The 21446-nt window shown below is 35.6% G+C and carries 26 protein-coding genes, 1 pseudogene and 1 riboswitch; of the genes and pseudogenes, 2 read left to right on the top strand and 25 right to left on the bottom strand.

Annotated features, from left to right (window positions below; all coding sequences use genetic code 11):
- From ACVRZD_RS06295 to ACVRZD_RS06200, 20 genes and pseudogenes are all read right to left on the bottom strand, one after another.
- Entirely contained in the window at positions 1-786 is a 786-nt protein-coding gene (locus ACVRZD_RS06295; RefSeq protein ID WP_037625449.1) for an ABC transporter permease subunit, read from the bottom strand.
- Positions 783-1616 (bottom strand): ABC transporter ATP-binding protein, encoded by an 834-nt coding sequence (locus ACVRZD_RS06290; RefSeq protein ID WP_447450365.1) that lies wholly within the window; start codon positions 1614-1616, stop codon positions 783-785. The genes ACVRZD_RS06295 and ACVRZD_RS06290 overlap by 4 nt, the downstream gene beginning before the upstream one ends.
- 19 nt (positions 1617-1635) lie before the next feature.
- Positions 1636-2562: a tRNA modification radical SAM protein MnmL/YtqA gene (gene mnmL / locus ACVRZD_RS06285; protein ID WP_037625544.1), complete on the bottom strand. Its 927-nt coding sequence runs from the start codon at positions 2560-2562 to the stop codon at positions 1636-1638.
- A gap of 58 nt (positions 2563-2620) precedes the next feature.
- On the bottom strand, positions 2621-3271 hold the full coding sequence (locus ACVRZD_RS06280; protein WP_037625451.1) for a phosphatase PAP2 family protein: 651 nt from the start codon (positions 3269-3271) through the stop codon (positions 2621-2623).
- A gap of 3 nt (positions 3272-3274) precedes the next feature.
- Positions 3275-3835 carry an ECF transporter S component gene (locus ACVRZD_RS06275; protein ID WP_037625454.1) on the bottom strand — a complete coding sequence of 187 codons (561 nt, stop codon included), beginning with the start codon at positions 3833-3835 and terminating at the stop codon, positions 3275-3277.
- A gap of 76 nt (positions 3836-3911) precedes the next feature.
- A riboswitch (FMN riboswitch) is annotated at positions 3912-4036 on the bottom strand.
- 396 nt (positions 4037-4432) lie between these two features.
- Entirely contained in the window at positions 4433-4978 is a 546-nt protein-coding gene (locus tag ACVRZD_RS06270; RefSeq protein WP_037625456.1) for a tRNA (cytidine(34)-2'-O)-methyltransferase, read from the bottom strand.
- Between the two features lie 186 nt (positions 4979-5164).
- On the bottom strand, positions 5165-5407 hold the full coding sequence (yidD, locus tag ACVRZD_RS06265) for a membrane protein insertion efficiency factor YidD (protein WP_037625458.1): 243 nt from the start codon (positions 5405-5407) through the stop codon (positions 5165-5167).
- A complete protein-coding gene (locus ACVRZD_RS06260) occupies positions 5404-6129 on the bottom strand; it encodes a pseudouridine synthase (RefSeq protein ID WP_037625459.1) in 726 nt (241 codons plus the stop codon). The genes yidD and ACVRZD_RS06260 overlap by 4 nt, the downstream gene beginning before the upstream one ends.
- A 31-nt stretch (positions 6130-6160) precedes the next feature.
- A complete protein-coding gene (gene scpB / locus ACVRZD_RS06255) occupies positions 6161-6712 on the bottom strand; it encodes an SMC-Scp complex subunit ScpB (protein ID WP_037625460.1) in 552 nt (183 codons plus the stop codon).
- A complete protein-coding gene (locus ACVRZD_RS06250; RefSeq protein ID WP_037625461.1) occupies positions 6709-7416 on the bottom strand; it encodes a segregation/condensation protein A in 708 nt (235 codons plus the stop codon). Before ACVRZD_RS06250 ends, scpB begins: the two co-directional genes overlap by 4 nt.
- Positions 7416-8162, bottom strand: a complete 747-nt coding sequence (xerD, locus tag ACVRZD_RS06245; protein WP_037625546.1) for a site-specific tyrosine recombinase XerD — start codon at positions 8160-8162, stop codon at positions 7416-7418. The genes ACVRZD_RS06250 and xerD overlap by 1 nt, the downstream gene beginning before the upstream one ends.
- On the bottom strand, positions 8155-8622 hold the full coding sequence (cbpB, locus tag ACVRZD_RS06240) for a cyclic-di-AMP-binding protein CbpB (RefSeq protein ID WP_037625462.1): 468 nt from the start codon (positions 8620-8622) through the stop codon (positions 8155-8157). Before cbpB ends, xerD begins: the two co-directional genes overlap by 8 nt.
- Complete coding sequence (locus ACVRZD_RS06235) at positions 8619-9140, bottom strand: metallophosphoesterase (RefSeq protein ID WP_447450364.1); 522 nt, start codon at positions 9138-9140, stop codon at positions 8619-8621. Before ACVRZD_RS06235 ends, cbpB begins: the two co-directional genes overlap by 4 nt.
- Entirely contained in the window at positions 9119-10117 is a 999-nt protein-coding gene (locus ACVRZD_RS06230) for a nucleoside-triphosphate diphosphatase (RefSeq protein ID WP_037625464.1), read from the bottom strand. Before ACVRZD_RS06230 ends, ACVRZD_RS06235 begins: the two co-directional genes overlap by 22 nt.
- Positions 10114-10908 (bottom strand): glutamate racemase, encoded by a 795-nt coding sequence (gene racE / locus ACVRZD_RS06225; RefSeq protein WP_037625466.1) that lies wholly within the window; start codon positions 10906-10908, stop codon positions 10114-10116. Before racE ends, ACVRZD_RS06230 begins: the two co-directional genes overlap by 4 nt.
- A gap of 179 nt (positions 10909-11087) precedes the next feature.
- Entirely contained in the window at positions 11088-11330 is a 243-nt protein-coding gene (locus ACVRZD_RS06220) for a YneF family protein (protein WP_037625468.1), read from the bottom strand.
- Between the two features lie 104 nt (positions 11331-11434).
- A pseudogene (locus ACVRZD_RS06215) lies at positions 11435-12674 on the bottom strand (diaminopimelate decarboxylase).
- Positions 12675-12776: 102 nt separating this feature from the next.
- Positions 12777-13466 (bottom strand): Bax inhibitor-1/YccA family protein, encoded by a 690-nt coding sequence (locus tag ACVRZD_RS06210; RefSeq protein ID WP_447450363.1) that lies wholly within the window; start codon positions 13464-13466, stop codon positions 12777-12779.
- Positions 13467-13475: 9 nt separating this feature from the next.
- Positions 13476-13991 (bottom strand): HD domain-containing protein, encoded by a 516-nt coding sequence (locus ACVRZD_RS06205; protein ID WP_037625470.1) that lies wholly within the window; start codon positions 13989-13991, stop codon positions 13476-13478.
- A 37-nt stretch (positions 13992-14028) separates the two neighbouring features.
- Positions 14029-14766, bottom strand: coding sequence for a TrmH family RNA methyltransferase (locus tag ACVRZD_RS06200; RefSeq protein ID WP_447450362.1), 738 nt, complete (start codon positions 14764-14766; stop codon positions 14029-14031).
- Between the two features lie 114 nt (positions 14767-14880).
- Between ACVRZD_RS06200 and ACVRZD_RS06195 the strand changes: the two genes are divergently transcribed.
- Together ACVRZD_RS06195 and yidC are read left to right on the top strand one after the other, a co-directional pair.
- Complete coding sequence (locus ACVRZD_RS06195) at positions 14881-15159, top strand: acylphosphatase (protein ID WP_037625472.1); 279 nt, start codon at positions 14881-14883, stop codon at positions 15157-15159.
- Between the two features lie 82 nt (positions 15160-15241).
- Positions 15242-16174 (top strand): membrane protein insertase YidC, encoded by a 933-nt coding sequence (yidC, locus tag ACVRZD_RS06190; protein ID WP_037625474.1) that lies wholly within the window; start codon positions 15242-15244, stop codon positions 16172-16174.
- An 80-nt stretch (positions 16175-16254) separates the two neighbouring features.
- On the opposite strand, the gene greA is transcribed toward yidC, so the two are convergent.
- The 5 genes from greA to zapJ form a co-directional block, all read right to left on the bottom strand.
- On the bottom strand, positions 16255-16737 hold the full coding sequence (gene greA, locus ACVRZD_RS06185; RefSeq protein ID WP_037625476.1) for a transcription elongation factor GreA: 483 nt from the start codon (positions 16735-16737) through the stop codon (positions 16255-16257).
- Between the two features lie 71 nt (positions 16738-16808).
- Entirely contained in the window at positions 16809-18611 is a 1803-nt protein-coding gene (gene mltG, locus ACVRZD_RS06180; protein WP_037625478.1) for an endolytic transglycosylase MltG, read from the bottom strand.
- Positions 18612-18722: 111 nt separating this feature from the next.
- Positions 18723-19208 carry a GNAT family N-acetyltransferase gene (locus ACVRZD_RS06175; protein ID WP_037625480.1) on the bottom strand — a complete coding sequence of 162 codons (486 nt, stop codon included), beginning with the start codon at positions 19206-19208 and terminating at the stop codon, positions 18723-18725.
- Between the two features lie 200 nt (positions 19209-19408).
- A complete protein-coding gene (gene murC, locus ACVRZD_RS06170) occupies positions 19409-20740 on the bottom strand; it encodes a UDP-N-acetylmuramate--L-alanine ligase (RefSeq protein ID WP_037625482.1) in 1332 nt (443 codons plus the stop codon).
- A 26-nt stretch (positions 20741-20766) separates the two neighbouring features.
- The gene (zapJ, locus tag ACVRZD_RS06165) at positions 20767-21378 is read right to left on the bottom strand and encodes a divisome accessory protein ZapJ (RefSeq protein WP_037625483.1); all 612 of its coding nucleotides are present in this window, start codon (positions 21376-21378) and stop codon (positions 20767-20769) included.
- Positions 21379-21446: the final 68 nt, after the last annotated feature.

The following is a 21446-nucleotide window of genomic DNA, read 5'->3' as shown; positions in this document are numbered from 1 at the left end:
CTAACTTGCTAAATCACGATTATTATAAATAAGGCTTGCCGTTACGATTGAAATTAAGGTAATAGCTAATGCAACCAGTAACATCTTCCAGTCCAAGTTTTGCCCACCAAATCGATCGGTTGCGTTTGCAAAGTAAAAGGGTGTCATAAATTTAAGGTAATCAACTTTTTCTACTAGGCGACAAATAATATCCATAAAGTAAGCCAATAAAACGATTCCCATACCAAGACCAATCAACCGTTTTCTAGTAAAAGCAGAAATCATAAAGCAAAGACTGGCAATTTCAATTTGTAGTAAGAGGACTAAGCCATGGTATTGCCAAAAAGCTGTATAATCAAACGTCATATTCACTTTCCATAGGCCAAGAAATTCGAGTGCGATACTAATGACATTGAAAAACATTAAACAGACTAGCATACCCATATATTTGCCATTAAGAACGCGTTGTCTACTCAAAGGTAAACTATAAAGAAATTCAGCAGTATGCCCTTCTTCTTCCTTAGCGACAATTGATATCCCAAGTAAGGTAGCATACATGGCAGCGCCCAAGGAATAAATCAATGCAATCTCAGCTGCATAATACCCCCCTAATGTTGCAATGGAGACTTTGTCCATCCCTAGAGCCTTAGAGACACCTCCCATATCCTGATAAAGATTAGCGATGGATTTTATACTATCTGCCACACTTTCATAAAGCAAGATACAAAGAGCACTGCTAACACCGACTGAAAGGGCCCAAATCAAAAGACTTTTGGTATTTTGACGTAATTCATGTCTAATAATCATTTGCCATCCTCCTGATAATAATGCATAAATAGTTCCTCTAAGCTAGGTTCCTCAATTAAAACATCATCAGGATTTAATTGACTCAAATCAGCAAGCAGTTGAGTTATTTCCCCTTCAAAAGTAAAGGTATTAGACTCTCCATCTTTCCAAGTTGTCACTGTTTTCTTTTTACTGCGCATCAAGTTTTCAACGGTATCCACTGCTAAGAGTTTTCCTTTTTTAAGGATACCGACCCGGTCGCAATAGTCCTTTACTTCAGATAATACATGTGATGAAAGGAAAGTTGTCCTTCCAGCCTCTTTGGCTTCCAGGAGTAATTGGAAGAAACGTTCTTGCATGAGAGGATCTAAACCAGATGTCGGTTCATCAAGAATCAACAAGTCTGGCTGATGCTGCAAAGCACATACAATACTAACCTTCTTGCGATTTCCAAGTGATAAATCCTGAATTTTTTTAGTCAAGGGAACATCTAACAATTGACAAATACGGTCTGCTTCCTTTGTGCAATCTTTAGAATGAGCCTTGGCAGCAAAACGGATAACTTGCTTAGCTGTCATAGTCGGATAAAACATTGCTTCTGATGGCATATAGCCGATATGTTCTAATAAATCTTCACTTGTTTTATGACGATTATTGAACAGAGTGATTATCCCTTTTTTATGACCAATCAATTCAAGAATACAGCGAATCGTCGTTGATTTACCTGCTCCATTTGATCCTAAAAAGCCAAAAATCTCTCCTTTTTCAACCCTTAAGTTGAGATTATCTAATGCCAAATGTCTGCCATATGACTTGGATAAATGCTCTATTTTTATAATTGTATCAGACATTTTCTCTCCTTTGTTTCCTTTAATTCATTAAGCTACGACAACCCTGATAAGAGCCTCTTCTTTCCATTTCTAAATCAATTGCATTTAATACTTCCCATTTATTTAAGCTCCACATGGGACCAATCAGCATATCTCTTGGAGCATCACCTGTTATGCGATGAATGATGATATCTTCTGGGATTATTTCCAATTGGTCACAAATAACAGAAACATAGTCCTCTTGTGACATTAATTGTAGTCTACCTTGATGGTAATCTCTTTGCATGCGCGTGTTGGTCATTAAATGCAGTAAATGGAGCTTTATTCCTTGAATAGCATTATCTGTAACACAACGTCTCACATTTTCAACCATCATCTCCCGAGACTCTCCTGGAAGGCCATTAATCAAGTGTGAAACAATTTCAATCTTTGGATATTTCCTAAGTCGTTTTACCGTTTCTTTATATAAGTCATAGGAATGAGCACGATTAATGATCTGTGATGTTTCTTCATAAGTTGTCTGCAAACCTAATTCGACAGTAACATGCATCTGCTCTGCTAAATGTCCTAGATAAGCTATGACATCATCAGGTAAGCAATCAGGACGCGTGCCAATATTGACACCTACAACTCCAGGCTCAAAAATAGCTTGTTCATATCGTTCTTTAATACTATCCAAAGGAGCGTGAGTATTAGTAAAATTTTGAAAGTAAACCAAATATTTTTTGACATCTGGCCACTTCGTATGCATAAAATCAATTTCTTTGTAAAATTGTTCCCGAATCGGGGCATCTGGCGCTACAATAGCATCCCCTGATCCTGAGACGGTACAAAAAGTACACCCTCCGTGTGCCACTGTTCCATCCCTATTTGGACAATCGAAACCAGCATCAATAGGAACCTTAAAAATTTTTTCTCCAAATGTACACCGATAGTAGCCATTAAGGGTTTGATATCTCTTTTTCATATTCATATTATAGCATTAAATATACAGAAAAAAACAACTCTGATGAGTTGTTCACTGATTATTTTTGTTTGGATTGAAAACGCCATTCAAACCGTTTTTTCACATAAAGTGGGTATAAGAATTCCAATATCCCAAATCCTAATATAAAGCCTGCTAAAACATCACTTGGGTAATGAACCCCTAAATAAATCCGCGATATTCCAATTGCAGCTATTAATAGGCCCATTAGACTAACTGTAATAGTTTTCAAAACCTTGTTACTAATTCGTTGATAAGCAATAATAATCAATGCTCCAATTATCAACATACTCCCCATTGAATGCCCCGAAGGAAAAGAAAAACCATCTGCTACCACGATATGAATTAGCGAAGGACGACCTCTTTGATAAATGAGCTTTAATCCAGTGATTAAAATTGCTGCAATTATGCCAATAGTAAGCATAAAATAGGCTTCAGCTTTCCATCTTTTAAAGGCTAAAATGCTAACTGAAATAACGACGATGATAATTTGGGTCATAACATTTCCAAATTTAGTTATGATTTTGAAAAAATCAGTTAGCTCCTCAGGTAAATTTCCTCTAACTGCTGTCTGTATCGTTTGGTCAAACGGCACTAAATTTTCTGGAAAAAAACGCACCATATAGCCAATCATAACAAATATCAGGAATGCAAACGAAGCAATGACCCAGTATTGTTGCTTATTTTTCATTTCTTATGTATATCTTTCTAAAATTGGTTTACAAGCAATATACACAAAATAAAATGAAATAGCAAATATTAAACTTTCAAGAATATTGAATGGTAAAACCATGGCTATCATGTATTTACCTACACCAATAAAAGTTCCAATATCAAAATTCGCAAACTTAGCATAAAGTGGAATGGCATAAAAATAGTTTAATAAGAGCATTGAAAGTGTTAAAACAATTGTCCCAATAAGACTAGCACCAACATATTGTTTAAAAGTTGGCTTAGGTTTCCAGATTACAGCAAATACAGCCACAAATAAGCCTAAGGCAACAATATTCATTGGTAAACCAATGAAATCATTGATGCCACTATTATTGAGTAATAATTTTAATAATGACCGTAAAATAAGAATGACATAGGCACTCTTTAAATCCAGTAATATCACTCCCAATAAAACAGGAATTATCGAAAATTCAATCTTTAGGAAACTCGCCCCTGGAATGATTGAAAAGCTAAAAAACATCAAGACAAATGATACAGCAGATAAGGCTGCAATCATTACCATACGTTGTGTTTTTGACATAAAAAAGTTCCTCCAATTTTTTCAAATTGAAAGAAGTTCCGTCGTATTTGGGTACCAAAAAAGAGTAGCCCAAAAAGCCGGTCTTCTCTCATCCAGACTATACTGTCGGTTGTGGAATTACACCACATCAGCTTGCGCTCGCGGACTTCTAGTTTACTAGTCACCGCCGGTCGGGAATTACACCCTGCCCTGAAGACACTTATAGCATAGCAAATATCTGAGATGATAGCAAGGCCTTTGATTAAAAAAGCAGGACAAAAATCAGTAATTTCACAGAAATTTGATTTTGTCGTCCCACCTCCGCAAAGTGGAGTAGGGCTGTAACAGTTGATTTTCAAGGTATTAGAGCCCAGTCAACCAACTGCCTTACAGACATAAATCTATAAAAAAATAGAGTCTGAGAACAGTTGTCCCAGACTCCTTCTATTGTTAGAGTGTTGTAATTTTAAAGAAAGGTGCTTTAATATTTATATTATCACTATGATCAGTGCTTCTTTGGTTCCACAGCGTGTTAATAGAATACCAACCACATAATTAGCCGTTTTTTTTTGCAAGAAAATACCTTTAGATCTGATGGCCCTTATGACAGCTTTAGTGTTACTTCAACTTATCATGTTCGTATGTATGGCTTAATTCTAAACCTTGGAATGACTGTTGTTTTAATGCTTCATAAACAATCATACAAACTGTATTTGAAAGATTTAAACTTCTAACATGTTCATCATTCATTGGGATGCGTAAGGCCTTATCTGAGTGATTTCTCATGAATTCTTCAGGTAGCCCCTTGTCCTCACGTCCAAAAATAAAATAATGGGCTTGCCCATCGTCATAGTCATAATCTGAATAGACCTTTTCTGCAAATTTACTGATTAAATGAATCTCTCCGTCTACTTGTTCTAAAAAGTCATCCAACGAATCATAAAAACGAACGTCTAATTTATCCCAGTAGTCCAAGCCAGCGCGTTTCATCTTTCGGTCATCAATTGGAAATCCCATAGGCTTAATAATATGAAGGGGAGAATTGGTTGCTGCACAAGTTCTAGCTATATTTCCTGTGTTTTGAGGAATTTGAGGTTGAAACAAAACCACATGGTTTTTACTATTACTTTCTCGATATTCTTCAGCTTCTAGTTGCTTTTTCATTTATATTTTTACCTTTTCACTCATAAAAAAACCACACTGCTCGGAGTCATGCTCAGCAAACAATGTGGTTGTGGTGCTTCGCAAACTTAAATCATAACAGGTTTGATTTAAATCAACGAAAACTTATTATTAATTATAGCACTCTGACCTCATTTGTCAAGAATTTATCATTAAAAATTTATTATTTTATCTTATTTTCTTATGACTTCGTAAAGTGAAATAATCCGGTACAGGATCATCTCCACCTTTGACAAAAGGGTGACAACGTAAAATACGTGCAATACCCATTATGACCCCCAAAAAACCATGTTTTTCAATTGCTTCAATCATATAGGTTGAACAAGTTGGTCGGTAACGGCATGATGGTGGAAAAAGTGGCGAAATCCATTTTTGATAAGCTCTGACCGGTGCAATTAATAGTCGTTTCATTTATTGTTTGTGACAGCTGAATTATGAAGTTGGCTGATTTCTTTCTTATTTAAGCGACGTGCTTCTCCTGGACGTAAACCCGTTAAATCTAAGGTTCCAAACTGTGTACGAGATAATTTATCAACCAATAACCCAACAGATTCAAACATTTTTTTAACTTGGTGATGACGTCCTTCATGAATCGTCAATTCTACAATTGAACGATTTTTATCCGCTTCAACACGAATAATATTATAGCGAGCTGGTTTTGTTTTCTTACCATCAATCACAATACCACGTGTCAAAGGACGTAAATTTTCCTTTGTAGCAATTCCCTTAACGCGTGCTAAATAAACCTTATCAATTTCATTTCGAGGGTGAATCATCATATCAGTAAAATCACCATCATTGGTTAAAATTAATAGTCCAGACGTATCCCAGTCTAAGCGACCAACTGGATAAATTCTTTCTTTAACTTGAGGTAATAAATCGATAACTGTTTTTCTCCCTTTATCGTCAGAAACAGACGAGATAACGCCTCGGGGTTTATTTAATAGGTAGTATACTTTTTCCTCATTGTAGATTGGACTACCTTCTACTTCTACTTGATCGCCTGATTTTACAAGTGTTGCTAGTTCAGTGACAACTTGACCATTAATCGTTACCAAGCCTTGTTTAATTAATTCTTCAGCTTTTCGTCTACTGGCAACCCCAGCATGGGCAATAAATTTGTTAATTCTCATTTTTTCTCTTTTCTATTTCTAGCAAGCCTATTTAATCATTATTATGAAAAAGGTCTGTTTCTTGCTCTTGCATATCGACCTCAGATATATCGATTAAGTCATTTAAGTCATTGATTCCCATAAAGTCCAAAAAGTAGTCTGATGTAACGTACAAATTCGGTCGACCAATAACCTCTTTTTTTCCAGCCTCTTTGATTAACTCAAAGGCTAGCAGTTTACTCAAGGCTCCACTTGAATTCACCCCCCGAATGTCATCAATCTCAATTCTAGTGATGGGTTGCTTATACGCAACAATAGATAAAACTTCTAAACTAGCTCGTGATAAACTTTGGTTCATTGGTGCTTTAGCAAATGCTCGAAGTAATTCCCAGTAGTCAGATTTTGTTACCAATTTATAAGTATTAGCAGATTCCATTAATAATAGACTGGAATCGTCATCACTTTTATATTTATCTGCCAATTTTTCAAGTTGTTGCTGTAAAGCAGTCGGTGTCAAATTAACCATGCTAGCTAAATTTCGTAAGCTAAGTCCCTCTTCACCAGCAACAAACAAAAGTGCCTCTATTTGAGATAGATAAGTCATCCATTTCCCTTTCTTAAAACAATGTCTCCAAAATTATGTTCTTGTTGAATATAGACATGTTGAATTTTTACTAATTCTAAGGTCGCTAAAAATAAGGTAATCACTTCGTTCAAACTGGAGCATTCTTGAAAAACACTAGACAATTTTAACTGAGTTTGTTGCCTTAACTTATCGTCCAAATGAGTCATCAGATCTTCGATTCTAAAGTCATCGCGCTCAATAACCGTATGATTATTTTTGAACTCTTCTTGTTTAACTGTCATAATTTTTGAGAACGCCAAAAATAAATCCGTAATTGTCTTATCCTGGTTTAAAACGGTATCTTCAAAAATCAGTTCTTGTTTAGCTTTTGAGTAAAATTTGGCTCTTTGGTCATGTTGATTACCAAGTTCTTCACTCAATTCTTTGAAACGACTATACTCTTCAATCTTACTAAGCAAATCCATTTCAGGATCATCAACTTCAGCGTCGACTTCAACAACTTTTGGTAATAAGCGTCGACTTTTAATTAACATTAATTGACTAGCCATCACCATATACTCACCTGCTACATCTAATTTCATAGCCTGCAACGTGTTAAGATAAGCTAGGTATTGCTCAATAACTTCCACAATCGGAACATCGTAAATATCCACCTGATACTTAGAAACTAAGTGGAGTAACAAATCAAGCGGCCCTTCAAAATCTTTTAATTTAATATCCATTAATTTTTATAATACTTTTCTAGCGTGATTGGACTCTTTAAGCCAAGTTCCTTACTCAACTCCATTAACGACTTTCCCTTCTCCTTTTGAGTCAAGATAAACTCCGTTCGAAGATCTTGAGCAGAAAGCTGACCATACCCAATTGATTCAAGAAAACTCTTTAATTGACTGAAGTACCATTGCCTAGAAAAAGGCTTCCCACCATGTTCAAATAAGAAATTGTGATGTGAAATCAGTTGTTTTTCCAGAATCGGAATGACTTTTTTGGGGATCGTTAGCACCCTCACACGTTTTTTATGAGTTACGCGTATCACATCGAATGATAGATCTATGGACTGATGCGACAATTGAGCAATTTCGTTAGGAAAGAGTCCCATTTCCAAAGTCAACAATGCAATCAGCTGACCCGACTCAAAAGCTGTAGCTTGATAAAATAATTCTGGATTAACACGAATCTTAGGACTATCAGAATCAACTTCCACTCTAATTTTATCATCTAAAAAATAATAATCCATTACCAGTTTATGCTGATAAAGAAACAAAAGAAATTGATTGACTGCTGAATACTTTCTCTTTTTGGCTGCTGGACTTAAAGATGATAAGCTTTCCCGATATAATTTCAATTTATCCTGAGAAAGCCTATCACCGATTACCTCTACAAATTGCAATAAGTCATAACGGTAAGAAAGTTTTGTGTTTTGTGAAATTGATTTTTGGTCAAGAAATAAGTCAATGTGTTCAATCATGTTTTTCAACGATTTCATATCCTTCAGTAAAATCATGCAAGAGGGAATTCACTGCTTTTAAAATTGATTTTCTTGTAATGATTCCTACAAATTTTCCTTTCTTATCGACAACTGGCAAAAATGGAAACTCAACAAGTTGATGCATAATTGTTGCTAATCTAGCAGTAACCGAAATAGGTTCAATTTTTGTATTCACCATTTCCCCAATATCCATTTGATTCATTTCCCAATCAGTTAGTTGGTTTTTACGTTGGTAATTCATAATATCAGAGATACTAATTGTCCCTTTATATATCCTATCCTTAGTTAAGACCGGTACTCTTGAAAAACCGTTACTAACTAATAACAACATAACATGGTCTGAATTATGGGTGTCAATAAAAATAGCTAAATCATCCGCAGGGATTAAGTAACTATCCAAATGTTGAAGTAAAAAGCTTTCAAATTCTTTTGCAATCATCGATTAAATTCCTTAGTTAATAGGGGATAAATCTGATGGTCTCGATTAAAGAATTCAACTTTAATCAAGTCATCAGACAGTTGCACACGGGCATATAGTTTTTCATTAATTTCTCCTCGCGGTTGAACTAAGCTTCCGGGATTAATAAATACAATGCCACTAGACTTCCAAGCTGTTGCACGATGTAAATGCCCATAAAGACAGATATCAGCCTGTGCTTCCTGAGCAAAGTAATCAAGCTTATCCCAAGTAAAATTAATGTGATAAAGGTGCCCATGTGTTTGTGCGACAGTGTATGGACCAATAGTAATAATATTTTTGTCTGGATATCCAGCGTCATAGTCACAATTTCCGGCTACAACATGAATTCCTTGCCAAATCTCATCCGAACTTTTTAATTCCGAATCCCCATTATGAAAAATAGCATCCACATGTCCTAAATAACGATTTTTGATAGATTCAATAATACCACGATCTCCGTGCGTATCACTCATAACTATGAAAGTTTTGCCTGCCATGATGGAAATACCTCCATTAATTTCTTAACAGCTTGACCTCGATGTGATATCTCATTTTTTTCTTCAGCTGATAATTCTGCTGCATGCTTATCAGTTTCTCCAACTATGAAGAGCGGATCATATCCAAATCCACCTTGACCCTTAGGTTCCGTCGCAATATACCCCGGCCAATCTGCTTCGACAACCAAACTGTCTTTTCCTGGTGCAGCTACAACTAAGGTTGTATGAAATTGAGCTGAACGGTCTTTTTTGTCAAATACCATTGCTAATTCATGTAATAATTTTACATTATTGCGCAAGTCAGTTGCCTCAGGTCCTGAAAATCTTGCTGACCAGACACCAGGTAAGCCACCTAAAATGTCCACTTTTAGCCCGGAATCATCAGCCAACACCATTTTGCCTGTTAAATTGGCAATTGTTTCTGCTTTTAGTCTGGCATTTTCTTCAAAGGTAAGCCCAGTCTCTTCCACTTCAGGTAATTCTGGATAATCAGTTAAGTCTTCTACCTTATATCCCATTTTACCAAATAATTGACGAAACTCCTTTGTTTTACCCTGATTATGTGTTGCAATTAGGATAGTATCTCCTAAACTTTGTGAGGACTTGCCAAAAAAAGCTGTTTTGCTGATACCTTGATCAGGTACTCTTATGGCATAAATAGTCTCACCTTCAAGAACAATAATTGCCCCAGCCTCCTCAATGGCAACGAGATGGCGACCTGTTTCTTCATTAATCATATTAATCACAAAAGAAATTAATTTAAAGTCAGATTCTTTTTCAATTACTGTAATAGCATATCCAAATTCTTGCCAATTTTTTTCATCAAATTCTTGATTATTTAGTGGCGCCAACAGTTGATTAAGACTATTAATGTCTTCATCAAGAACACCACCCAATAATTCAATCGAATTATAGCCATTCCATTTACCAATAAACCAATTTTGGTCATCTTTCAGTTCGTAAGTTTTATTTATCATAGTATCACATGCTCCACGTTTACATTTTCTTCTAACCAGTCTGTTGCAATCTCTTGAAAACTGTCAATTCCTGCCGTTGTATAAAAGTGATGATTAGCTATTATCTCACTAGGACTAGCATTGATTTGAAAATAATTTAGTAAGACTGATATATCTCGCACACATTCAGCTCCACTATCAATTAATTGAACTGATGGTCCCATCACATTTTGAATAATTGGTCTTAGTAAAGGATAATGTGTGCATCCCAAAACCAAAGTATCAACTTTCCCAACTAAAGGAGCTAAGGTTTCATAAACCACCTTCTTAGCTACGCTAGACTTAATCTCATTAGACTCAACAATTGGAACAAATTTAGGACATGCTATACTTGTCACGTCAACCATTGGTGCTAACAGTTGAATTTTTTCTTGATAAATATTGGAGGAGACCGTCATTGGTGTTCCAATTACCCCTATTTTTTTTGTAGTTGTTGATTTAATCGCTGCGCTTGATCCAGGTAATATAACACCTAGAACCGGAATTGATAATGCCGCTTTAACCTCCTCCCAAGCTACCGCTGTTGCCGTATTACAAGCAAAAACAATCATTTTAACATCTTTGGTCAATAAAAAATTGACTAAATCCCAAGTAAATTGACGAATTTGATCGGCTGATCTTGGTCCATAAGGGGCTCTTGCTGAATCTCCGATATAAACTATGTTTTCATAAGGTAATTGCCTTCTAAGCTCTCGGACAACTGTTAAGCCACCCACTCCTGAGTCCAGAAAACCAATTGGTCTATTATCCATTATATCTCTTTTCTATCAATACCATAAAAAACTCAGTCGGTATGCCAACTGAGTTGATTTTGAACCCTGAACAGTTGACAATGCAAATCAATTACAAAAGTTTTTAAACTTTAACTATTGATGACTGTTCACTTGTAAAAAATAGCTATCCTGAACTGCTATCAATCCTTAAACTATTCTTATTTTTTACTTTTGTTTGAAGCTGCTTTAGCTTGTTTGATAATATTACGATAAGTCTGTTGAACTTTCGCTTCGCTTGGTTTTTGACCAGTTTGACTCATCATTTCACGAATAGCTTCTGGTGTTAAACGAGGATGCTCACCTAGTTCTTTTTCCATTTGTTTGCGAGCAATAAATACGCCTCCGAAAAGACCACCTGCAAGGGCAACAATAATTAATAAAATCCAAATAGCTGTAGACATATGTATGTAAATTCTCCTAGTTTTTTATTCCACTTATTATATCAAACTTCAAGTCTTTTTACAAATAGAGGTCCTCTAAAATCAGTCACCTAAAGGAATGGTTTTTAGAAATCAAATCCTCTAATTGTTGCAAAATAATCTTCTGGAGGTTCTGCTCTTCTAATTAAACGGTAATCACCATTTTCCTTTAAGAGAATTTCAGCTGATCTTAAACGACCATTATATTGGTATCCCATCGAAAAACGATGTGCCCCTGTATCGTGAATGACCAAAATATCCCCAATTCCTGCATTTGGGATTTGGCGTTCCTTAGCAAATTTATCATTATTTTCACACAAAGAACCCACTACATCTACTGTTTCTAGTATTGCATCAGGATGCGACAAATTTGTAATGTGATGATAAGAACCATACATAGCAGGACGAAGTAAATTAACTGCTGATGCATCAACTCCTACGTACTTTTTATAGGTTTCTTTACGGTGTAACACTTTCGTTACTAGATGACCATGAGAAGCCAACATGAAGCGTCCTAACTCCGTAAAGATTTTTAAATCGCCTAATCCGTTTGGAACCAACAATTCATTAAATACTTCTTTGACACCCTGCCCAATCACAGCAATATCATTCGGCTTTTCTTCTGGTCGACAGTTGACCCCCAATCCCCCCTGATAGATTAATGAAATCTAATGAGACATTTAGCTGCTCTTTGATTTCAATAGCTAGCAAGAACAATTCCTTAGCCAACTCAGGATAATAATCATTGGTTACTGTATTAGAAGCTAAAAAAGAATGGATTCCAAACGTTTTTACACCTTCTGCTTTTAACACTTTGATTCCTTGAAAAAGTTGATCTTTAGTCATCCCAAATTTTGATTCTTGAGGATGGTCCATAATTGCTGTGCCTAAGGTAAAAGTCCCTCCAGGGTTAAAGCGAAGAGAAATAGTCTCAGGAAGACCGGCTGCAGCTTTCAAGAATTCAATTTGGTCATAAGAATCAAGATTAATAGTCGCATCAATTTCTCTGGCAAATTGATATTCACTAGTTTTTGTATTATTTGATGAAAACATAATATCTGTAAAGCCAAGTTCATGACTCATCATCAATTCAACATCTGTTGCACAGTCAACACCACAATTTTCTTCTTGAAGAATCTTTAAAATAGTTGGAGTTGGTGTAGCTTTAACAGCAAAGTACTCCTTAAAGCGCTTATTCCATGAAAAGGCATTATTTAATGCTCTTGCTTTTTCTCGTATCCCTTTTTCATCATAAAGATGAAATGGCGTGGGATGATTAGAAATAATGTTTTCTAAGGTTTCTTTACTAACAAAAACGACTTTCATATCAATTATCCGAATTTTCAAAAATATTAGAAATAGTATAATATAAGTCCATACATAAAGATAGAAAAATAGCCAGCCCACATGAGACTGACCACATTTTACTTAATCATTTCTTCCAAAAATACGAAGTAGACTAATAAACAAGTTGATAAAATCAAGGTACAAGCTTAATGCCATAGCTACGGCCCAACCATCACCAACTTGTCCATTGTTTGCTTGATAAACGTGTTTAATCATTTGGTTATCCGAAGCAATTAAACCTGAGAAAATCAAGACAGAAACAATTGAAATGATATAGCTCATCGCACCACTAGCAAGAAAGAAGTTAACAAGACTAGCTAGGATAATTCCAATCAAAGCTGCAAATAAAGCTTTTCTTAAGCCAGATAAATCACGTTTAACACGAGCACCAATCATTGCCATAACAAAGAAGATTCCAGCAGATGAGATAAATGCTTGCAATACTACTGCTTGCGTATAAGCCATGATGATGAAACTTAAGGTAAAACCATTTAATGCTGAATAAACTAAGAATAACGGTAGGGCAGCAGGCGTATTTTTCCTTGCAGCACTACTAGCAAAAAAAACTAATAGCAATTCAAAAATGATTGCCCCATAATAAACAAATGGATGGTTGGCCACAATCATTAACATGTTATCTCTAAAGGGATAAAGCATTAGGTAGGAAATAAAAGCAGATAAGCCAATTCCCATCCCTACTAAACTATAGATTTTTGCAAAAAATTGGTTAAGACCTGTGTCAGTCTCAGCATAAATTATATTTTCGTTCATTATTTCCTCCTAACGATGATAACTATTTAAAGTCTTTCTCTTAAATGCTTTTTTGTTAAACAAGCGACGATTAGCCCAACGTCTGCGTATTGGAGTAGTCGCTTCTTTAACGGCCCAATACTTATCAACCATTGTCACAATGTAAGATTCCTTATATCGTGGAAAAGCAATCGTTGCTCCCCACATATGCTTTAAAATAATATCTTCTTCTTTTTTATTTAAAGGGGTTAATTTTCTTGCATTCCGAACGGCAATCCTTGGATGAACCCAAGCATGACTTTTGTTAAATTTCGTAACGCGCCAATCATAATAAAAGAAGTCATGAAGTAGACCACCACGAGCAGTACTAGCCGCGTCCCAACCAAATCGCTTAGCCATTTTGAAACTACTATATGCAACATTAATAGAGTGTTCAAGGCGTGTTGAATGATGGTGTTGCACGATATGTTCCAGTTTTTGAAACCGTGGATGATCAATCAACTCACCAACGAGTTCCATAAATTCTTTATCTTTTGTATATTCCATAAACGATCACCTCACACACTTATTATAACACATAAGCTTAAATCAAACTGAAAATAAGTATGCCTCCTGCGACTGCAACATTTAAACTTTCTGCCTGTCCTGGCATCGTAATGTGCACTAAAGTATCAGCTATATCCGACATTTGAGGGCTAATTCCAGAGCCTTCATTTCCCATAACAAGGACAAATGAAGCTGGTTTTTCAATGACGTGATAATCAACGGATTGATCTGATAGAGTTGAGGCAATAATTGGAAGACCATTTTCTTTAACATTTTGACAAATGAGAGCTGGGTCTTGTCGCCAAACAGGTAGATGAAAATGAGAGCCTTGCATAGATCTTAATGTTTTGGGATTATATAAGTCTGCTGATTTCTCAGACAGAAAAACACCCGTAAATCCAGCTGCGTCAGCAGTTCTAATTAGTGTCCCCAAATTCCCAGGATCTTGAACATCCTCTAAAAGGAGATACTTGCCTTGATGACAGTTTGGCATTGGGGTAATTGGCATTCTCACTTCTGCTATAATTCCCTGTGGATTTGGTGAGTCCGTTAATTCTTTCAAAATGTCGTAAGTTACCAAGGTAACCCCCTCTAGGGAGCGTAGCTTATCAGCCATATCTTCTTGCAAGAAAATATGTATAAATTCTTGATTAGCTTTTTGGGCTTCGTCAAATAAATGCCAACCTTCAATTAAATAGCTTACTTTACGATGCTTCTTTGTTAATAATTTTTTAGTTTGTTTAATTAATGGATTTGCTTTGGAAGTTATTATCATGCCCATATTATACCATATCTTCACCTAAAAGCGATGCTGACTTGCCTTGCTTTGCTATATGGCAAAAAAATTATATCAAGTTATGCTATAATTAAGAGGATAAGGAGGGATACTATGAAAAAAGTACGTTTAACAGTGTCAGGTAGGGTTCAAGGCGTTGGTTTTCGTTATTCAACCTATGCTTTAGCACTTGAAATGGGCGATATCTATGGACGTGTCTGGAATAACGATGATGGAACAGTTAGCATCCTTGCCCAATCTGAAGATCCAAACAAAATTGCCAAATTTATTCAGGAAGTTAGAAAAGGTCCTTCTAGATGGGCAAACGTCACTTATTTAGATGTTGCTTTAGATAATTCTGCCGATTTTACAGACTTTAAAATGTCAAATTAAAAATCCGACTACAGAAGTATTGTACTATTGATGGAAAAAAAGTAAAATAGATAGGTATATTAAAATTTAAAGGAAAATTACATTGAAAATTAAATTAAATCGTGTTCTCTTATCAGGACTTGCCTTGTCAGTATTAGTGACCTTAACAGGTTGTGTAGGTAGAGATTCTCATGGTAATCCAAAAGGGATGATTTGGGATATAATTGGTAAACCCATGTCTTATTTCATCGACTACTTCGCCAATCATATTGGGCTTGGTTTTGGATTAGCTATCATCATTGTTACCATTATTGTTAGAACTTTGATTCTACCCCTTGGACTTTATCAATCTTGGAAAGCAAGCTATCAATCTGAAAAAATGGCTTACTTAAAACCTATCTTTGATCCAATTAACCAACGTATGAAAAATGCAAGTACGCAAGAAGAAAAATTTGCTGCGCAATCAGATTTAATGGCTGCGCAAAAAGCAAATGGCATTAACATGCTTGGTGGCATGGGATGTCTTCCACTGCTTATCCAAATGCCATTCTTCTCAGCAATGTACTTTGCAGCATTGTATACAAAAGGGATTTCAACAAGTACTTTTATGGGACTAAACTTAGGGAGCCGTAGTCTAGTCTTAACTGGAATTATTGCTATTCTTTATTTCTTCCAATCTTGGTTATCAATGCAGGCAGTTGCTGAAGAACAACGTGCACAAATGAAAACTATGATGTACACAATGCCAATCATGATGATTTTCATGACTTTGAGCCTACCAGCCGGTGTTGGACTTTACTGGTTAGTTGGTGGTTTCTTTAGTATCATTCAACAGTTAATCACAACTTATATGATTAAACCAAGAATCCGTCAACAAATTGAGGAAGATTATAAAAATAACCCTCCTAAGGCTTATAAATCAAATACAGCTCGAAAAGATGTTACTGCAAATACCTCGCAAACTTCTAAAAGTATAGCTACTAACGGCCATACAAAAACAAACCGTAACGCCGGTAAACAAAAGAAACGCAAATAAATAATAAGATCCCTCTGAAACAATAGAGGGATTTTTTTATGAGCAAAATAAAAAAGCGCTGAATAATATCAGCTACTCCCTTATTTTGTTTTTTCAACACTGACAATTTCAACTTGATATGTCGCTGCAGGTGATTCAATTTTAGCAAGGTCACCTGTTTTTTTACCAATCAATGCATGTGCTATTGGACTTTCATTGGAAATTTTTCCAGAGAAGATGTCTGCACCTGCTGCACCAACAATATGATAAGTATCTGTATCGTTAGTTCCAACTTCTTTAACAACAACTGTTTTACCGATAGCAACTTCATCTTTTGCGACTGCATCGCTATTGATAATTTCTGCAAAACGAATTTTAGTTTCTAAAGTAGAAATTTGTCCCTCTACAAATGCTTGTTCATCTTTTGCTGCATCGTACTCTGAGTTCTCTGATAAGTCACCATATGAACGTGCTATTTTTATACGTTCAACAACTTCTGGACGACGAACTAATTTTAATTCTTCTAATTCTTGTTCCAACTGATCTTTTTCAGCTTGGGTCATAGGATAAGTTTTTTCAGCCATAATTTTTTTACTCTCTTTTCATGTTATGTAATCAGAAATAGAAACATGATGCCTAAGCATCATGTCTCATCTTACTGAATTTGACTATTGACGTATTTTTCAACGTTAGCAGAATGTTGCTCATAAGTTTTAGCGTAATAAACTTCGCCAGTTTTTACATTAGCAACAAAGTATAGGTAATCTGTATGTGCAGGTTTTATAGTTGCTTCAATTGCAGATAAACCAGGGCTATCAACTGGACCAGGCATGAGGCCAGTGTTTGTGTAAATATTATAAGGCGATTTAATGGTTGTGTCAATAGAAGCATCCTCAGCTAGTGACGTTTTATCTCCTAATTTACCCATCGCATATAATATGGCGATATTGGATTGCAGCGCCATCCCGTTATTTAAACGATTATAGAATACGCTAGCAATATTTCGACGATCCTCGTCTGTAGAGCCTTCTTTTTCAACTAATGAAGCCAAAGTTAATACTTCATTTACAGTTTTGCCTTCTTTTGCAATCTGATCATAATAGTTAGCTAAGGTAGCATCCGTTGTCGCTAACATTTGATCAACCATTTCCTTTTCACTACTGTTTTTATAATAATTATAAGTAGCAGGATATAAATAACCTTCTAACTGATAAACGGCATCTGATTTTTTAGGGATGCTTGATAGAAGTCTTGGGTATTTTTTTACCATTTCTTTAATAAATGCATCATCAGAAACAACTTTTAAGAAAGTATCAGCACTAAATGGCGTTTTATCTTTCGTTGATTTAGTATTGACATTATTTTCTATAGCTTTCGCCATTTGACGAATTGAATAGCCTTCAGGAATCAGAACTTTGCCCAATACTGGTTTCGACGGTTCTGACGTTCCTCCTTTTTGTAAAGCTTTAGCTATTTCAGACATAGACATACTCTTTTGAAGATTGTAATAGCCACTTTGGAAATTACCATAGTTCTTAAATTTTGTATAGAAACTAAATACGGTACTGTTTTTAATTAAACCATTTTTTTCTAAAACTTGGCCAATTAATTTATTCCCTGAACCATTAGGAATTTCTACCTGAACATACTTAGTGTCAGTTTTATCAACTGGATTAACTGCACTGTAAACATAAGTAGTGCCAATAATTGCAACTAATAACATGATAACAACAACACCAGCAATAATTATTAACGAGATTTTATTAGCCAGTTTATTAACATGTTGACGTTTTACCCGCTTATTTTTCACAAGCCCTCCTCCACCATTAGGAGTCTCATCCATCATCCCATTCAATGATTGGTTACTTTCCGAAGAATAGTCGTGGTGAATGACTTCATCATTACTTATGACAGTCGTCTGATTTTCAGTCGTCATGCCTGTTGGATCAAAATCATTGGCCATTAGTGGTGTAAATGGAATCGTTTTTGATAAATCATTCTCTTCATCACCTATAACCAAATCATTGGCACTATTATCTTCATCTTCAGAACCTTGCAAGTTAGTAAAAGAAGACTCAGATAAGATATCCTGTTTCTTATTACTTGCAGTATTTTCTTTACTTAAAAACTGAATCAGAGACTCTTTTTCAAGACCTTTTTCTTCAACGTAATCTACCTTTTCTTGCCCATCTCCTATTGGAGTTTGCTCATTGTTAGGACTGACTGGTTGAGATTCTGTTTCTTTTTGGTATTTATAGTATAGTTCAGCAGTTCTTCGGGCTGCTTGCCTAGCTTCTATTTCCTTTTGTTGAACTTCATCTTCTCTTAAGCCCTTCTGATGCAGTTCTTCTTCTTTTTCTTTTCTGATTTGATTAGCTTTTTCCAACTCAGCAAGAATTTGTTCCTTAAAACTAAACTTAGCTTGAGACGGCTGCTCATCATCTTTGTGATCTGTCAAAGCGGATCCTCCTAAATATAATCAATCGCAATTATAACTTAATATATCTATAAATGCAATTAAATCCCAACTTTGTTACTCATTTTTAATAAATAGTGCTACTTTAGCTTGCTAGATGGCCAGCCAGCTCATTAAATACCATACTGATCCACCATGTGTAGAGTCTGATAACCCTAAATTAGAAAAGCCATTCATTTCATAATAAGCAATCAGTTCTTCATGGCAAGTTAAGATGATACCACTTCGTTCTTGTGAAATGGCAACATCTTTTAGTGCTGCTAGTAAGGCAATACCGATTCCTTCTTGTTGGTGCATTTTCTCAATAGATAAACTAGTTATTGCTATATAGCCGCCTGTTAGAGGATTTTCTTTCACATCGTGAAAAAGATGATCTTCCAAAATTGGTTGCTTAACAACAGGACCTTCAATATAACCTACAATTTGGTCATCTAATTCCGCAACCAAAAAAGTATCCGTAATTCGTTGACATCTCTGTTTTATGGCATCCTCGGTCATTGCTTCTTCCTTGGAAAAGTTGCTACTTTCTATTTGGGAAACTCTTTGCCAATCACTTGGTCTAACATTTCTGATAATCATAACCTACCTCTTTTAACAGAAGAGTCTGGGACAAATGTTCTCAGACTCTAGTTTTTATATAGATTTTTGTATGTTACGCAGTGGTTGAGTGGGATCTAATGCGTTGAAATTCAACTGTTACAGCCCTACTCAACTTTGCGGAGGTGGGGCGACAAAATCAAGTTTCTACGAAATTACTGATTTTCGTCCCACTCTCATTTTTATTGATTATTACGTGTTGAATTTGCAAGAAGTTCTTCAAATGAGCGCTCATACAACTGAATATCTCCAGCACCCATAAAGACATATACTGCATTGTTATGGTCTAATAGTGGGGAAACATTTTCAACAGTGATAACTTTTGACGGCTTATTGATTTTAACTTCCAAATCTTCTACTTTTACATCTCCATGGTCCACTTCACGCGCTGAGCCATAGATTTTTGCTAAATAAACACTGTCCGCTTCATTTAATGCGAGTGCAAATTCGTCAAGCAAAGCAATTGTCCGTGTAAAAGTATGAGGTTGAAAAATAGCAACAATTTCTTTACTTGGGTATTTTTGTCTTGCCGCATCAATGGTTGCTACAATTTCTGTTGGATGATGTGCAAAGTCATCAATAATAATCGTATCGTTGATGATTTTTTCTGTAAAGCGACGCTTAACGCCATTAAATGATACCATATGTTTTGCCACTAAATCCATATCAAAGCCAGCAATATAAAGGTTAGCAATAACGGCTGTAGCGTTCAAAATGTTATGACGTCCATAAGCAGGGACATGGAATTCACCAATTTCCTTGCCGTCATGTTTAACTTTAAAATCTGAGCCATTTGTCGTTCTCAAAATATCATAAGCTGTGAAATTATCGGCATCACTAAAGCCATAATAGTAGATTGGAGCATTGGCTGAAATTTTCTTCAATTCTGGATCTTCACCGTAGACAAACAATGCTTTTTGGACTTGCTTGGCATAATCATTGAAAGCAGAAAAGACATCATCGATTCCTGTAAAGTAGTCTGGATGGTCAAAGTCAATATTTGTAATAATAGAATACTCTGGATGATATGGCATAAAATGACGTTCATACTCATCTGACTCAAATACAAAATATTGGGCATTTGCAGAACCCCTACCTGTCCCATCACCAATGAGGTAAGAGGTGTCCGTAATATTTTTTAAGACATGAGACAAGAGACCTGTTGTAGATGTTTTACCATGTGCTCCTGCAACACCAAAGCTGGTAAATTGTTTCATGAACTCACCAAGAAACTCGTGATAACGTTTGAAAGGAATAGTTTGGTGAATTGCATAAGCTAATTCTTCATTATTATCTTCTCTGAATGCATTACCTGCAATCACTTCCATGTCACCAGTCAAGTTAGTTTCACTAAATGGTAGGATCTCAATTCCTGCTTTTTCTAATCCACGTTGTGTAAAGTAGTATTTGTCTACATCACTTCCTTGGACCTTATGGCCCATTTGATGTAACATAAGTGCTAAAGCACTCATTCCAGATCCTTTAATCCCAATAAAATGATAGGTTTTTGACATGATTACTCCTTCTTATAAATAACCCATTAACTGTTAATATCATCTAACCGTGTTAGATTCAGTTCTTGTGCAATTGTTTTCTCTCTATTAATACGTGTTTGTTCACTATTGTAAATTTGACTCCGTTTAAGAAAATCATAATTATTTTTTCTAGCCACTGGCTGATTATTCTCTTGTGATTCATTATAGTGAGTCGGAAGTTCAGCTAAAATATAAGTATCCTGTCTTAACTTTTCACTTAAATGACTTAAGGCTGTCACTGGTTGATTGACAACTTGACTGTTTTTTTCATTTATTACTTTTTTATCTTGGTGATGCATTGGTTTTTGAGACAAGGTCATTTCTTTTGCAATATACTCTTGACGCTTAGCTTTAATATCTTGCTTAGCCCTTTTTCTAGCCATTTCTGCATAATTACGGCCTTCATCAATGACTTCCATCCGTTTTGATGTCTCATATGAGTCGGATTGGTCTTGATTGGCAAATTGATAATCCTGAGTGACATCATCGTAATTTTTATCTTGATAGTAGCCACGAATATTAGTAATCAAATCAGCATTTTCATATAAACGCATTTGACGCCCCTCTTCGATAATCGGCTGACCATCGGCAACCAATGGAAATTGATGCTTAGTCATACTATAGTCCTCTTTCTTCCTGTAGCATTCACTATTATAAACTAATTAAGGCGTTTTTTCAAAGCATT

The sequence above is a fragment of the Streptococcus hongkongensis genome (assembly GCF_053206145.1).
The sequence above is the reverse complement of the archived record's forward strand: the minus strand, read 5'-3'. Positions and strand labels throughout refer to the sequence as shown.